Genomic DNA, 13,606 nt, shown 5'->3' with positions numbered 1-13,606 from the left:
CTATATGGGCAATATTTATGGCATGAGGCAGGATGAAGCATTTCAGCCTCTCGTTCAAGTCGATGATGACGGTGAAATCGCATATGACAAGAGCGTAGCTATACGAGCAACCGCTCTCTGCGGGCGAGGGTTTGGGCAAGACTATGAGCCCGTTAAGCTTACGTGGGGCACTTCGCGCAGAAAAAAGACCAGCGACGTTCATACGATGCTATCTCCGTTTCTAGTATTCAGTCAGCGGGCACTTGATGTATTGGCGCCAGTACTTCGTGACAGCGGGGAGATATTGCAGGTCGAGGCCCCGAAAAAGGACATGTTCGGATTTCATGTAACCCGGGTGATAGAGAATGCTGTCGATATGGATGCGTCAAAATTCAAAGTCTATCCTCAGGCGACGGTTTTTAATAAAATATTTATTCTGAAAAGTCGTGTCGAAGGGGTTGATATATTTCGCCTAAAAGAAAGCCCTGCAACAGTATTTGTATCCGAGCATTTTAGAGAGCTTGTGGAGAAAAATAAATTGAAAGGGTTCGATTTTGGAGAGATTATTTCGCAATCTGAAAAATAGGATTTCGCAACTCCCGGTGACTGGTCAGGGCATGGCGCGGGTGGCCGTGATTTCACGAGAGTAACTTCTGAGAATCATACGTCGGAGGTTGTCGACTTCTTGGCCTCTCTGCGCGGGTAAGCCGACGAAAGGAATTTTGCGGAGCAGCAGCGTTGTCACTCGATCAGTTGAAGCGAATGCGAGAGGCACTTCGTCCATACGGACTGAAGTTGCTGGAATCGGAATGGAAAGGTTGGCACGCGCAGTATCGATTTCGATGTCGCAAGGGACACGAATCGAGCCGATGCGGCTCCTATCTGTTCTATACGATGGTCCAGTGTCCGGCATGTCGCGTCGACGAGGTACTTCGTCAGATCCATCAACTTGCGCGCCAGGCCGGCGGGCGGTGTCTTTCGGAGCAGTACGCGGGCCGAGGCTTACCACTCCAGTTTGTCTGTAAGGCAGGGCACGTTTTCGAAAAAACTGCCGAGAATCTGCGAAAAGGCTCTTGGTGCGTGCTCTGCGCGAGGGCGCAACATTCGAGGCGCATGGCCGATCCGGATGGGATGACGCGCATGCGAGCCGCGGCGAGAGCGAGAGGCGGCAAGTGTTTGTCGACCGGCTACACGAAACTGACAGGGCGCTATCGTTTCCGATGTGCTGCTGGGCACGAATGGGAGACTTCCGGTAGTGAGATCGTGCGGGGCGCGTGGTGCCGCATTTGCGCGGACCGAGAGAAGGTGCACGCATATCGTCACAAGGACGGCCTCGCAAGGTTACGTGAACGAGCGAAGAGTCATGGTGGGCTTTGTCTCTCGAAGGTCTACGAGGGCAGCAAAGCCTACTACAGGTTCCGGTGTGGTGCTGATCACGAGTGGGAAACACAAGGCGCGAGAATCTTTCGTGGTGCTTGGTGCCCGGAGTGTCCACGGGACTCGATGCGCTTTGGGATCGAGCACATGCGCCAGCGGGCGACGCAGCTGGGCGGTCGGTGCTTGTCCGAAACATACCGAAACGCGGCGACGCCCCTGAAATGGGAGTGCGAACACGGGCATCGCTGGGAGGCTGCTCCTGGGGCAGTTGTTCGGGGACACTGGTGCCCAGTGTGTAGCCGCGACGCGTCCACGCTTGGGCTTGATCTGATGAAAGACATTGCGCTTGAGCGTGGTGGGAAGTGCGTCTCAGCGACTTATGTGAATAGCGCAACCAGACTTGAGTGGGAATGCGCCCGAGGCCATCGATGGCTCGCCACACCGAATACGATTCGACGTGGCCACTGGTGTGCTCGGTGTTATTTCATCAGTATCACGACAACCGAAAGGACTCGCCGCAAGCGGCGACATGAAGCAGTCGGGAGGTGAGCTTTTCAACCGGATGCGCGACGCGCCGGCGCGTTTCAGCTCAGTGAGATTGTCTTTGGCGGACAATGACGCGATAGGATATGAGCCGTTGCTCAATCGCTCATGACGTACTGTTTTGTTATGCTCCGGTGTGATCGCATGGAATCAGAGACGAACGATGCTCATTCGAGAACAAGGGCGCCTCATCAAGTTGCTTCGGGTCGAGCCTCCAAAGCGGCCTTCCATCAGGGCGCGGATGCGCGAATGTGTCATCGGTACGTTTCGTGCCGACGAACCTGTCCCGACTGGGTTGCTTGACACTCTGTCCCGCGACGAGCGGAAGCTGCTCGAGCGATGGCTCGAAGCCTATCGGGAAAGCAAGGCGCGCGATCAAGTGCGCCCCGTGCTGGCCAGCGCATCCGAACAACTCGAGAGGCTTGTTGGTGCGCTCGAAGTGGCGGCCGACACTTTGTCGAGCGCCGAAGCAGATCAGATTTGGGCGCAGCTCCATGCGATTGCGCGCACGTTGAAGAGAGCGGGCCATTCGCGGCCGCGAGCGGCACGTCGGCCGCCGGCGCCACTGCCAGGGCAGCAGGACTTCTTTGGTGAATTCGACGAGCTCGAACGGCTCGCCGAACAATGAAGATGCGCCGCTTGGTCTTCTCTATGCGAGGTGGACGGGCATAGGTTGGCGGACCGGTCGTCGTCTACAACAACGACATCTGGATCGAAGTGCTTTCGGCGATCGCCTTATCGGCTTCCTTAGCGGGCCGGATCCGCCGAGTTGCAGATTGGGCACGCCCGTTTGGAAGTTCAATTTCGGTGATCTGCTGATACTTTCGTGCCCAGTCGGCCCCGAGTACATCGGCGGAGAACACGACACCCGGCGCAATCTGAACAAGCTGGCTCATCGGCAGGTCTTCCTAAGCGGACTGAACGTCGAAGTGCGCAGCGGCGTAACGCGCGCTGCAGTTCCACACTTCGACGCCGTCACGGGTGAACGTAGCCCATCCATCTTTCACGATCATCTCTGCACACGGAAATACGTCGCGATGTCCGTTTGCCGTTGCCGCGACAATCGTACGCTCCCGACATGTCGTCCAGTATTGCCCGTCGGACAGAGGCGGGACATCGTGATCAACTGTCAACTCGGCTCACTGTTCGATCAAAAAGCGACTGCGATTCTTGGCCTGCGCAATCCACTGCGGCGCTTTACCGCGGCCGCTCCACGTTGCGCCGGTCTTCGGATCACGATACTTCGGCGCGATCGGGGCACGAGGGCTCGATGCAACGGCTCGACGTCGACCGAAAAGTTGTTCGGGCGTGATCCCGTATTCGGCAATCTGTTCGCGGATGGAGGAAATGATGGCGTCCAGCTCTGCAAGCCGCGCTTCTTCCGCTTGTTGTGCCAGCGCTTCGGCTTGCGCCTTCAGTTCGAGATAGGTAGCCATAAGTGTGCCGGGATGTCTTCTTAGAAAATTAGCAGTGTGTAAAATGCCCGTCGGTATCCGTAGAGCAAATTAATTCTGTCACTCCAGAATCCCCACGGTTCAAGGCATCTGGCACCTGAGTTGACGACTTTATTGACAGTCTCACCAAAATAATGTCGTCAATTCGCATATGTCCGGATTAAATTTGTCAACTCCCGTCATAGACTTCGAAGCCCGACCGTAAGGCTCTGATCTTATGGACGATTCCCGGCACGCGATGCGGCCGGTTACGACGCCGCGCCCGCGCGGTGCACCCCGGCTGGACGCCTTCAGCCTCAAACTCAATCGCCGACTGACGATGTTCCAACGCGGCGCGCCTGAACTGTGGCTGCTGATCGAAGCGGATCCGGCGGTCCAATCGTTTTGCGAGCGGCCGGGTTACGCGCAGCTCAGCGGACAGCGCTACCTCGCCGATTTTTGGGTCCGCTATGCCAACCGCGAAGAGTTGGTCATCCTGTCCGATTCGCTAGCGGAAAAGCCGCAACCAGCTGCGCGCCCTGATGACGAACTCAAGGGCATACCCATCCGTTTGGTGACATCAACCGACCTCGCGGCCGCACGCGCCTGGATCGATAATTGGCGGCACATGCTGCCCTGTCTAGTCGCGGCGCGCGGGTTGGTCTCGTCTTCGCTCCTACGCGCAGTCGAAATTTTCGTGACGATACCGCATACCTTGCTCGAGATCGAGCGCGAGTTCTCGGTCGGCGATCCGGCGCTGGTCCATGCGGCGGTTTTCGGGCTCTTGCATGCAGGGCACGTCGACGCGGTTGACCTGCGTACCGAGCCGCTGTCGTTGCTGACGCGCTTCGCCGCAACCGAGGCGACATGATGGCACGTCGCAAGGCGGAATTTCAAACGCTGGATCCGTCGACCTGGCCGACCGTCGCGTGGACCGAGTTCGATGCTGCCGAACGGGAATCGATCCGGGCGCGTACGACAGCGATCGAGCAGTATGCGCGCGGCGCGCCGATCAAGGAGATCGAGCAGAGCACGGGCGTCAACCGACGACAACTTTATCGCCTGCTCGAGCGCGCACTCACGGCACATCCAGACGGGCGCCTCTGTGGCTTTCGCGCGCTGATCTTGCACTCACGCGTTGCCGATTACGTCCGCTTGAGTCCGGTGAAACTGAACGGCGAACGCGGAAGCCGCGGCGCCGTCGGCGCGTTGTCGCAACTGCTTGAGCGTTTCCCGGTGCTCGCGGCGTGGCTGCGGTTGCAAATCAAGCAGCACCGCGTCGCGTTGATCGAGATCCGTACCGGCGGAGAATTGCGCACACGCCTACGCGGCCTGCAAGGACTGCATGCGGGCTTTCTGCAGCAATGTCGTCAGTGCGGCCTCGTGGCTGCCGACTATCCGTTCAATACGGCGAGCCACGCGATCCGCTCGCTCTCGGCCCGCGTGAAAAGCGAACTGCTGAGCGGATTCGGCACCGCTGCGCGTGCCGCCGGCGCGACGCATCTGAAAGGCCTGCCGCGCAGCGATGATTTCGCTGCGCCCGCCGCGACACGCCCCTACCAGGTCGTTGAATTCGATGGACACCGGCTCGATATCCGTCTCAAGGTCGTGATGCTCGATCCGCTCGGTTTTACGCACGAGTTCGAAATCGAACGCGTCTGGTTGCTGGTGATCATTGACGTTTGCACACGCGCGGTGCTCGGGCATCACCTCGTCCTGGCGCGCGAATACAGTCGCTACGACGTCATCAAAGTGATCGAAACAGTACTCGAGCCGCATCGGGTCCGGTCCTTCACGATTCCCGAACTCGGCCACGGTCCCATGGATGGCTACCCGTCTCAACGCATGCCGGAGCTCGCCTACGTGACTTGGGAGCACATCAAGCTCGACAACGCGAAGGCGAATCTCGCGACCGAGACACTGGCCGCCTTATGCGAGTTCGTTGGCTGTCAGGTCGCGGCCGGACCGAAGCACAGTCCGGATGAGCGCCCTTACATCGAGCGGTTCTTTGGCACGATCGCCAGTCGGTTGTCCTCGCGTTTGCCGGGCTACACTGGCAGCCATCCTCGGGATCTGCGTCGCGCGTTGTCGGACCCAAAGGGCAATCTGCGCCTGTTCGTGTCCTTCGACGAGCTCGAAGAGTTGGTCGAATATGCGATTGGGAGTTACAACGGTGCGCCGCACACTGGACTCAACAACGTCACGCCGCTCGAGGCAATGGAATCCTTCGTCCGTGGCAAACACACGCTCGTGAACTGGTTGCCGGAGCCCCGCCGTCGCACGCTGTGCCTGATGCAGTCGGCGAAGCGCTGTCGTGTCCACGCCTATCTGAATCAGGGTACCCGACCGCATATCAACCTCTACGGTGTGCGGTATTCGAGTCCCGTACTGGCTTGCAGCACTGGGCTCATCGGTAAGCAGCTGCTCATCTACCTGAACGCGGACGACTTGCGGAGTGTCCGCGCGTTCCTGCTCGACGGCACCGAATTAGGTGTCCTCGACGCGCAAGGTGCGTGGCACGTCGTGCCGCACAACCTGACCTTGCGACAGGAGATTCGCAAGGCCCAAAGCCGCAAGCGTCTGCGGGCATCACTGGATGCCAGCGGGATCGAGAAGTACATCCGCGCCAAGCTCGAGCAAGCGGGGAAAACCCGCCGAGCCGCGTCCGATTTGGCGCAAGCGGCTCGCATTCTGGCGGCCGCGCCAATCGTTCGGACGCCGCCGGGACCGGTGTCGACATCGATGTCCACGTCGACCGCCGTAGTCTACCCGGCTACCAGTGTAGTGCAGCCCGAAGTCCCACAGGTCCGGGCGCATCCGCGCAAGCTGAAGATCGGCACTGGTCAGGTAGGTTGAGCCAACGTTTCCGAGAGGAGGACACCATGTCAGTCGAGGTTCCACGTCCCATCGATCCGGCGTTGCATCCCTTGGCGACCGGCAATTACCGGATCGCTACGCCCGCCATTGAGGCTTTCTACGATCTTGTCACGAAATGTTTGCGTTATCGCATCATGGGCGCGCTTATCTATGGCCCGCCGCGCATTGGTAAGACCCGGGCAATTGAATATCTGCGCCTACTGCTGGCTCGCGACCTGCCAAAGATTACCAGCTACCATGCGCAGTGCGAGCACAAGCCTCGGCACGCCGAAGGCCCATTCTTCGTGAACCTGCTCGAGGCGGTCGGAGACCATAACCCGAACGCAGGTGTCGGTTCGGCCAAGCGCATGCGTTTGACGTTGCGCATTCGCGAAGCGGCCGCCCGCGCCGGCAGCGGTACTGTGCTGCTGTTTTGCGACGAGGCGCAGCGGTACAATGAAAACGAATACGAATGGTTGCGTGACGTTCACGATGCACTCGATCGCCAGCAAATTAAGCTGTTCACGTTCCTCGTCGGCCAACAGGAACTGCTCTCCCAGAAAACCGCCCTGCAGATTGCCGGCAAGACGCAGATCGTCGCGCGCCTGATGGTCGAGGAACTGCCGTTTTACGGAATTCGCAACGGCGACGATGTCGCCAGCTGTCTGAACGGCTACGATCAGACTGCGTATCCGGAGACGAGCGACTGGAGCTTTACGCGATTCTATCTGCCGCAGGCTTTCGACGCCGGCTATCGCTTGCTCGACGACGCGGGTGAACTCTGGCGGGCGTTCGAGGCGGCCCACCACAAGGCCCGTTTGCCGGGCCGTCTCGAGATTCCGATGGAGTCGTTCGCGCGCGCGGTGGAAATCGTTTTGAAGGACAGCGAGTTAATGGATGCGCCGGGTTACTGTCCCGAGCCGACCTTGTGGACGCACGCGGCGCATCAATGTGGTTACATTCAGTCTCGCCATGCGACCGGCCAGGTCCTCGCCACAGCGTAGCGGAGCGTCGCTCCAGCCGCCGCGCCTGCCGATTCTGACGCTCGACGAGCAAAAGCTGACACCGTCGATGGGCTACGTGTTCAACAAGCGCTGGCTGGACCCCTGCGAATCGCTCGTGTCGATTTTGTGGAAGTTCGAGAAAGTAAATGCATTGCCTGGGAATGTTGTGGCGCGGGTGATGGGCCCCGATGTCGATCCGTACGAGGGCGTAGTACCCCAACTCGGTATCGTCAGTGTTGCGCGGCTACACAGCATCCTCGGTATTCCCTATGCGTCGCTCGAGATTGGACTGCTGCACCCGAGTCAGCGGCGCCAGTACAGTCCACTGTTTCGTCACTGCCGCAGCTGCATTGCGCGCGGCTACCATAGCGTGGTGCACCAGATGCTGAAATTCAACACCTGTCCGGCGCATTATCGGCAGTTGGAAACTGCGTGTCGCCGCTGCGGCTATGAGGCCCCCTACGTCGTGAATGTTCGCCTGCTCGAGTCGCCGTATCGATGCGCGATCTGTGGTGGCAGTTACGGAGGCGGCGGTTGGTCGCCAGACAAGGCTTGTCCGATGAAGTCTACGTACCGCAAGGCGTTGACGCGACGCTATTACGAACGTCACCTGGGATAGGGCGCAGATCCGGAAGTTGCACGCGCGATCAACGATCGCCTGTTCAAACGCAAGGGTTGAACATCGCGTGACTGCGACAGCAGGCACTACGGGGAATTGACGCCGGTCTTCGCGACACCACGCGCGGTGACGATTTTATTTCGCGGTACGCAAATCCATGATTTCTTGGCAATTTTCCGATTCCGCGTCGGTGTCGACCTCTGAAGTGACATTTTTACTTCGCAAACGGTGACAACTTTGCTTCGGTCTACGCTGCCCTGCCTGATAAAACCGCTCGTGCTGCGCTTTCTGCGTCCGTTGGATCAGACTTGCCACGAAAGCGCCGGTCCGCGCGGTCCGGGCGGTTCACTTCCCAGACTTCGATTTCGTGATCTAGGAGAACGCGTGCTAGTCCCGCGCCATATGTCCCGGTGCCCTCCACACCGGCGCGGCGCAGGTTGCCGAGCGACTTCGCCCAGATGAGCAAGTCGATGTATCCGCTCGAGTTTGCTGAGACAGAACGAGTTCCCAGCAACTTTCCTGTTTCGCTTATGACCGCTCCAACGTGGACATCAAGATGCGTATCGACGCCCAAGATCACTTCTGCTTGTTCCATGCGTGATTTCCATGTAGTGGGCGCATCACCAACCCCACTCGCAGGACAGGACACTCACGGCGCGGTACGAAGCTCCTATTAGGTCACAGACGCTGGGCCCAGCAATGCTCGGGGAACGTCGAATCCAAGCGACAGGTCAATGCGAAGGCATCGTGGCCAGTCGTAGCACGGGTCAGATTGGAGCGACGTTCAGAAGCGATCTTAGACTGAGTGTCGTAGCAGTTGCCACGGCGGCTCATCGACGCGCGCATGTCAAACTGGCCGATGAGTGCTTGATAAGCCAGCGCACAATATTGCGACCCACGGTCGCTATGGTGAATCAGGCGGCGGTCGTCGGGTTGCGACAGCGCGAAACAGCGCCTGCATGACCAGATTTTTCGTCATCCGTTCGCTCATCGCATAGCCGACGATTTCGCCGCTGTACAGGTCCTTCAGGCCGGCAAGATACAGCCAGCCCTCGTCGGTCGCGAAATAGATGATGTCACCGCACCAGGCCTGATTGGGCGCGGTCACTGAGAAATCCTGGTTCAACAGATTCGGCGCGACAGGCAGGTCGTGCTTCGAATTCTTCATGGCCTTGAACCGGCGTTTCTGCTTGCAGCGCAGTCCCAGTTTTCTGCGCAGTCGCCTGATCCGGTGCACGCCGATTCGCACGCCACGTTCATCGAGATGTTGCTTCAGGCGCTCGGGCCCGAAGCTTTCCCGAGTTCGCTGATGTGCCGCAAGTACCTCCGCTTCCAGGCGAGGCTCCTGCTGCGTTCTTTCGGACGTAGCCGCTCACCGATACACCCAGCACGCGGCACATCGGCGGCACGGGATAGTCCTGTCGCATTTGTTCGATCACGCCGTACTCCCACCGCGACTCCTTCGCGAAGTACGTCGCGAACTTTTTTCGCAGATCGCGCTCCATTTTGACCTCGGCCAGTTCGCGCTTGACCTGCGCCAGCTCGGCCTCCATTTCCGTCAGTGGCCTCTGGTGGCGGCCGACATCTTTCAGCTTACCGGCCTTCGCCGCGCGCACCCAGTTTGCCAGCGTCTTGATTGGGATCGACAAGCGCCGGGAAGCTTCCGATACCCCCACACCTTCGGCCAACGCCAACTTGACCGCTTCGTCGCGAAGCTCCTTCGTATAGACCGCTCTTGGAATTCGATTCATCCATGCCTCCGTTTCTCGATTTTACGAAACGTTGGCTTCCATTTTTTTCCGACCGGCCTTATGGGCACGGCTAGCATTGATTGTGAACTCCTACAATTGTGCCACTGCATCCGCGCCACCGAGCTCTGGCGTTACGAGCCGTGGTAAATCGTATCGTTCAGGCGTTGCAGCGTACCATCTTGCTCGGCCTTGATCAGCTCGTTGATCACTTCGCGGCGCGTCAGCGCGTGCTGGGCTTCAGGCGTCGCATTCTGCTGAATAACAGGCGGGACTGAGTGGTTGGCCGGCGAAGTCGTTCCTGGGGAAGGGGTAGCAAACGCGGCCGTGGTGGAAGCAGCCAGCGTGAGTGCCGACAGGACGTAAGAAATGTGACGGATGCTCTTGTTCATGATGTTGCCTTTTCCTTGTTTCGATTCATACAGTCAGTAGTGCGATTCACTGTCTGCATGGACTGAAGTCTAGGGAATGCGATCCATCATGAAAAATACATGTTTCAAACACCAGCCATAACTTCGAGGCATGGCGCGAAAATCACGGAGCCGTCGCGCGTTTCGTGCCTGCCACGGCGCGACACGATCAGGTTGCCGGGGCGCAATGGTCGATCAGCATATCGCGGAATCGCCGTGCACTCGGGCTCAACGTGCTGTCTTTTCGCCAGATGATCGTCAAGTCGCGTTCGATGATCAGCCCCTCGACTGGCAGACGCACGAGCAAACCCGTCGTCAGTTCCGATTCGATCGTCATGCGCGAGACCCATGCAATTGCGGTGCCACGCACCAGCAGCCGGTTCATCGCTTCGGCGCTGCCGACCGACAGGCGTGGCGAAAAGGTCAGCCCGCATGCGGCGAACGCCGCTTCGACGGCATTTCGTGTGCCGGAGCCGGGCTCGCGCGACAGCACGTCGTGGCGCGCAATGTCGTCGATCCGGATCTTGCGCTTGCGCGCGAGCGGATGGGACGGCGCGGCGACGGGGATGAGCGGGTCCTGGCCGAACCGTGCCGAGTCGAACGAACTCGTGTCATACGGGCCTTCGACGAAACCGAGCTGGCGATCGTAGGCCAGTACCGCGGCCTCGACCTGCTCCGTATTCATCTCTGCCACGTCGATCGATACATTCCGGTATTGCTCGCCGAAAGCATGCAGCACGGACGGCAGCAGATAGCTGCCGATCGTGCGGCTGGCCGCTAGCTTCAGGCTACCGCGCACGAGACCCGAGAATTCATCGAGCATCGCCTCGGCTTCGTCCGACAGCGAAAAGATTCGCACTGCATAGTCGGCCAGCAGTTGCCCTGCCTCGGTCGGGCTCATGCCGCGCGGGCGCCGGTCGAACAGCGTGACGCCCAGGCGTTCCTCGAGCTCGCGGATTTCGCGGGTCAGCGCTGGCTGACTGACGTGCAAGCGCGCGGATGCGCCGGTTACGCTACCCGCCTCGACCACGGCGAGGAAGGCCGCCAGATGGGTAAAGTTCATTCTGATGTATATAGAAAAGGTATGGATATTATCATCTATATGTATTTTTAATATGTCAAGCGCATCGCTATCGTAGCGGCCATGGGTCGTTGATGGAGATCGCAATGTTCAATTCAAATGCAAACACGGGCACCGTATCTGCCGGTTTTCTCGCGTACAAGATTCGGCAATTCACGCCGAACTGGTTCGCGGTGACCATGGGCAACGGCATCGTCGCATTGGTACTCGCTACGCTGCCGTTTCGTTTTCCGGGCCAGCAGGGCATCGCGGCTGCGCTATGGTGCGCGGATGTCGTGCTGTATGCCGTATTCGCCGCAATGCTGCTGACGCGTGCGATCCGGTATCCCGACACAATCCGGCCGATGCTGCGGCACCCGCTGCAGTCGATGTTCCTCGGCGCCATTCCGATGGGCCTCGTCCCGATCATCAACGGCTGCGTGCTGTTCGCGGCGCCGGCGATCGGGCCGGTGGCCCATTCGGTCGCGCAGGTCCTCTGGTGGATCGATGCGCTGCTCGCCGTCGTGGTGGCCATTGCGGTGCCGTATCTGATGTTCACCGAGCAGAATCATGCATTCGAGCGCGTCAGCGCCGTGTTGTTGCTGCCGCTCGTCGGCCCGGAAGTGACCGCGTCGAGCGGCGCGGTGATCGCGCCGCACTTGTCGATCGACGGCGCACAAGCGGTGATCGGCGTCAGCTACGCACTCTGGGCCGTCTCGCTAGCCATGGCGTTCGCGGTGCTCACGCTGGTGTTTTTCCGACTGGTCATCCACAAGCTGCCGCACCGCGATCTCGCACCGTCGAGCTGGCTCACGCTGGGGCCGATCGGAACAGGGGCACTCGGCATTCTCGGTCTCGGCCGGGTGGCGCCGGCAGCGTTCGACGGCAGTTCGTTCGCGCCGCTCGCCGCGCTCGCAAACGAACTCGGCATGGCATGCGCGCTGCTGCTCTGGAGCGCAGGCATCTGGTGGTTCGTAATTGCCGTGCTGTTCACGCTGCGCTATCGCAAGGAAGGGATGCAGTTCAATCTCGGCTGGTGGGGTTTCACGTTCCCGCTTGGCGTGTACACCGCAGCCACGATCGGCTTGTATCGCGCGACCGACATGATGGTGTTCGCCGTGCTGGGTACTGCCTTCGCGCTGATGCTGTTTTGTTTCTGGAGCGTGGTGGCGGCTCGCACCCTGAGCGGTGTGATGCAGGGCCGGCTGTTCCATGCACCCTGCCTCGCGCCGAATAGCCAAATCGCGAGCTGAAAACCTGATAGGAGTACCGATCACGTGTACCACATCGCTAATCCAGAAAATATACTGAGGAATTCAAAATGGATGCCATAAAGCCGGATATTAAGCGTATCGCCGTGACGGGCGCCGCTGGGCAGATCGCCTATTCGCTGCTGTTCCGAATCGCGCGAGGCGACCTGTTCGGCAACGACCAGCCCGTCATCCTGCAACTGCTCGACTTGCCGCAAGCGTATGGTGCGATGCAGGGCGTCGTGATGGAGCTGCAAGATTGCGCGTTTCCACTCCTGCGCCGGGTAGAAGTGACGACCGACCCGACCGTCGCGTTCCGCGACGCCGATTGCGCGTTCCTGATCGGTTCGAAGCCGCGCGGGCGAGGCATGGAGCGCCGCGATCTGCTGGCGGAGAACGCGGCGATCTTTCGCACGCAAGGCAAGGCGCTCAATGCGTCAGCTAGCCGCGACGTCAAGGTGCTGGTCGTCGGCAACCCGGCGAACACCAATGCGGCCATCGCGCGCCGCTTTGCGCCCGACCTGCCCGAGGATGCGATCACGGCAATGATCCGCCTCGATCACAACCGCGCGGTATCGATGCTGGCCCAGCGCTGCGCGATCGCGGTCAATGTGATCGGCAACATGATCGTGTGGGGCAACCATTCGCCGACGATGTTTCCCGACTATCGGTATGCGCGAGTCGGCCGCTACCTGATTAAGGATCTGGTCAACGACGAGAACTGGTACCGCGAGACCTTCATCCCGGAAGTTGCGGGGCGCGGAACGACCCTGATCCAGGCGCGCGGCGCATCGTCTGCGGCGTCGGCCGCGAATGCGGCGATCGACCAGATGCGTGACTGGATCCGCGGCAGCGACGGCCGTTGGGTGTCGATGAGCGTGCCGTCCGATGGTAGCTACGGCATTCCGCGGGGGCTGATATTCGGCGTGCCTGTGATTTGTCACGACGGCCGCTACGAGCGAGTCGAGGGCATTCATATCGATGCATTCGCGCGGCAATGCATCGACCGCTCGGTGCACGAACTGCAGGACGAGGTGGCCACCGTCGATGCGTTGTTCGCCGAGTGTTAACGGCAGGTGTCAGGACGTCGACGGATTGGCCTTGATATGCCGGTCCACGACCAAGCGCCCTCAAGGGCATTTGTGGCGCAGGTCAGCGAAATTTCGCGAACTTTCTGACTTTTCAAATTTATCTCTTAGTGCCGATAGGCGAACATCGCCCGTCTTTCCAATGGAGCAGTCATGTCGAATCAGATTCAGGCTAACGAAGCAATGAACCGGACCCTAGCGCGAGACGGATTCCGGCGCCGAATTGTGGCAGGCGCACT

General features: G+C 59.7%; 12 protein-coding genes and 2 pseudogenes. 8 read left to right on the top strand and 6 right to left on the bottom strand.

Annotated features, from left to right (window positions below):
- The first annotated feature begins 4 nt into the window (after positions 1-4).
- Together WS51_RS31745 and WS51_RS32665 are read left to right on the top strand one after the other, a co-directional pair.
- Positions 5-565 (top strand): imm11 family protein, encoded by a 561-nt coding sequence (locus WS51_RS31745; RefSeq protein WP_081333641.1) that lies wholly within the window; start codon positions 5-7, stop codon positions 563-565.
- 1,497 nt (positions 566-2,062) lie between these two features.
- Positions 2,063-2,527: a hypothetical protein gene (locus WS51_RS32665; RefSeq protein ID WP_069230216.1), complete on the top strand. Its 465-nt coding sequence runs from the start codon at positions 2,063-2,065 to the stop codon at positions 2,525-2,527.
- 64 nt (positions 2,528-2,591) lie between these two features.
- Here the strand turns inward: WS51_RS32665 and WS51_RS28595 are convergent, their stop codons facing one another.
- Both WS51_RS28595 and WS51_RS28590 read right to left on the bottom strand, forming a co-directional pair.
- Positions 2,592-2,795 carry a hypothetical protein gene (locus WS51_RS28595; protein ID WP_069230215.1) on the bottom strand — a complete coding sequence of 68 codons (204 nt, stop codon included), beginning with the start codon at positions 2,793-2,795 and terminating at the stop codon, positions 2,592-2,594.
- A 243-nt stretch (positions 2,796-3,038) separates the two neighbouring features.
- Positions 3,039-3,335 (bottom strand): H-NS histone family protein, encoded by a 297-nt coding sequence (locus WS51_RS28590; protein ID WP_069230214.1) that lies wholly within the window; start codon positions 3,333-3,335, stop codon positions 3,039-3,041.
- A 235-nt stretch (positions 3,336-3,570) separates the two neighbouring features.
- Between WS51_RS28590 and WS51_RS28585 the strand changes: the two genes are divergently transcribed.
- The 4 genes from WS51_RS28585 (at position 3,571) to WS51_RS31725 (ending at position 7,811) form a co-directional block, all read left to right on the top strand.
- Complete coding sequence (locus tag WS51_RS28585; RefSeq protein WP_069230213.1) at positions 3,571-4,203, top strand: hypothetical protein; 633 nt, start codon at positions 3,571-3,573, stop codon at positions 4,201-4,203.
- Positions 4,203-6,188, top strand: a complete 1,986-nt coding sequence (locus WS51_RS28580; protein WP_069230212.1) for an integrase core domain-containing protein — start codon at positions 4,203-4,205, stop codon at positions 6,186-6,188. Before WS51_RS28585 ends, WS51_RS28580 begins: the two co-directional genes overlap by 1 nt.
- Positions 6,189-6,214: 26 nt before the next feature.
- Positions 6,215-7,192 carry an AAA family ATPase gene (locus WS51_RS28575; protein ID WP_069230211.1) on the top strand — a complete coding sequence of 326 codons (978 nt, stop codon included), beginning with the start codon at positions 6,215-6,217 and terminating at the stop codon, positions 7,190-7,192.
- A gap of 67 nt (positions 7,193-7,259) precedes the next feature.
- A complete protein-coding gene (locus WS51_RS31725; RefSeq protein ID WP_081053972.1) occupies positions 7,260-7,811 on the top strand; it encodes a hypothetical protein in 552 nt (183 codons plus the stop codon).
- Positions 7,812-8,064: 253 nt separating this feature from the next.
- Here the strand turns inward: WS51_RS31725 and WS51_RS31720 are convergent.
- The 4 genes and pseudogenes from WS51_RS31720 to WS51_RS28555 all read right to left on the bottom strand — a co-directional run.
- Positions 8,065-8,406 (bottom strand): annotated as a pseudogene (locus tag WS51_RS31720) (IS110 family transposase); the annotation flags it as partial.
- Between the two features lie 212 nt (positions 8,407-8,618).
- Positions 8,619-9,562: pseudogene (locus tag WS51_RS31715) on the bottom strand (IS3 family transposase); the annotation flags it as partial.
- 131 nt (positions 9,563-9,693) lie between these two features.
- Complete coding sequence (locus WS51_RS28560; RefSeq protein WP_069230210.1) at positions 9,694-9,951, bottom strand: DUF4148 domain-containing protein; 258 nt, start codon at positions 9,949-9,951, stop codon at positions 9,694-9,696.
- A 187-nt stretch (positions 9,952-10,138) separates the two neighbouring features.
- Positions 10,139-11,137 (bottom strand): LysR family transcriptional regulator, encoded by a 999-nt coding sequence (locus WS51_RS28555; protein ID WP_236872410.1) that lies wholly within the window; start codon positions 11,135-11,137, stop codon positions 10,139-10,141.
- On the opposite strand from WS51_RS28555, the gene WS51_RS28550 reads away from it, so the two are divergent.
- Positions 11,137-12,282 (top strand): TDT family transporter, encoded by a 1,146-nt coding sequence (locus WS51_RS28550; protein ID WP_069230381.1) that lies wholly within the window; start codon positions 11,137-11,139, stop codon positions 12,280-12,282. The two genes, WS51_RS28555 and WS51_RS28550, sit on opposite strands and share 1 nt — an antisense overlap.
- Positions 12,283-12,350: 68 nt before the next feature.
- Complete coding sequence (locus WS51_RS28545; protein WP_069230208.1) at positions 12,351-13,349, top strand: malate dehydrogenase; 999 nt, start codon at positions 12,351-12,353, stop codon at positions 13,347-13,349.
- Positions 13,350-13,606: the final 257 nt, after the last annotated feature.

The sequence above is a fragment of the Burkholderia territorii genome, from assembly GCF_001718335.1.
Classification (GTDB): domain Bacteria; phylum Pseudomonadota; class Gammaproteobacteria; order Burkholderiales; family Burkholderiaceae; genus Burkholderia; species Burkholderia territorii.
The sequence above is the reverse complement of the archived record's forward strand: the minus strand, read 5'-3'. Positions and strand labels throughout refer to the sequence as shown.

Excerpts from the sequence above, each read along its gene's own strand:
- WS51_RS28545 (WP_069230208.1), top strand. The coding sequence starts at position 12,351 with ATGGATGCCATAAAGCCGGATATTAAGCGTATCGCCGTGACGGGCGCC.
- WS51_RS28580 (WP_069230212.1), top strand. The coding sequence starts at position 4,203 with ATGGCACGTCGCAAGGCGGAATTTCAAACGCTGGATCCGTCGACCTGG.
- WS51_RS28575 (WP_069230211.1), top strand. The coding sequence starts at position 6,215 with ATGTCAGTCGAGGTTCCACGTCCCATCGATCCGGCGTTGCATCCCTTG.
- WS51_RS28550 (WP_069230381.1), top strand. The coding sequence starts at position 11,137 with ATGTTCAATTCAAATGCAAACACGGGCACCGTATCTGCCGGTTTTCTC.
- WS51_RS31725 (WP_081053972.1), top strand. The coding sequence starts at position 7,260 with ATGGGCTACGTGTTCAACAAGCGCTGGCTGGACCCCTGCGAATCGCTC.
- WS51_RS28595 (WP_069230215.1), bottom strand. The coding sequence starts at position 2,795 with ATGAGCCAGCTTGTTCAGATTGCGCCGGGTGTCGTGTTCTCCGCCGAT.
- WS51_RS32665 (WP_069230216.1), top strand. The coding sequence starts at position 2,063 with ATGCTCATTCGAGAACAAGGGCGCCTCATCAAGTTGCTTCGGGTCGAG.
- WS51_RS28560 (WP_069230210.1), bottom strand. The coding sequence starts at position 9,951 with ATGAACAAGAGCATCCGTCACATTTCTTACGTCCTGTCGGCACTCACG.
- WS51_RS31745 (WP_081333641.1), top strand. The coding sequence starts at position 5 with ATGGGCAATATTTATGGCATGAGGCAGGATGAAGCATTTCAGCCTCTC.
- WS51_RS28590 (WP_069230214.1), bottom strand. The coding sequence starts at position 3,335 with ATGGCTACCTATCTCGAACTGAAGGCGCAAGCCGAAGCGCTGGCACAA.
- WS51_RS28585 (WP_069230213.1), top strand. The coding sequence starts at position 3,571 with ATGGACGATTCCCGGCACGCGATGCGGCCGGTTACGACGCCGCGCCCG.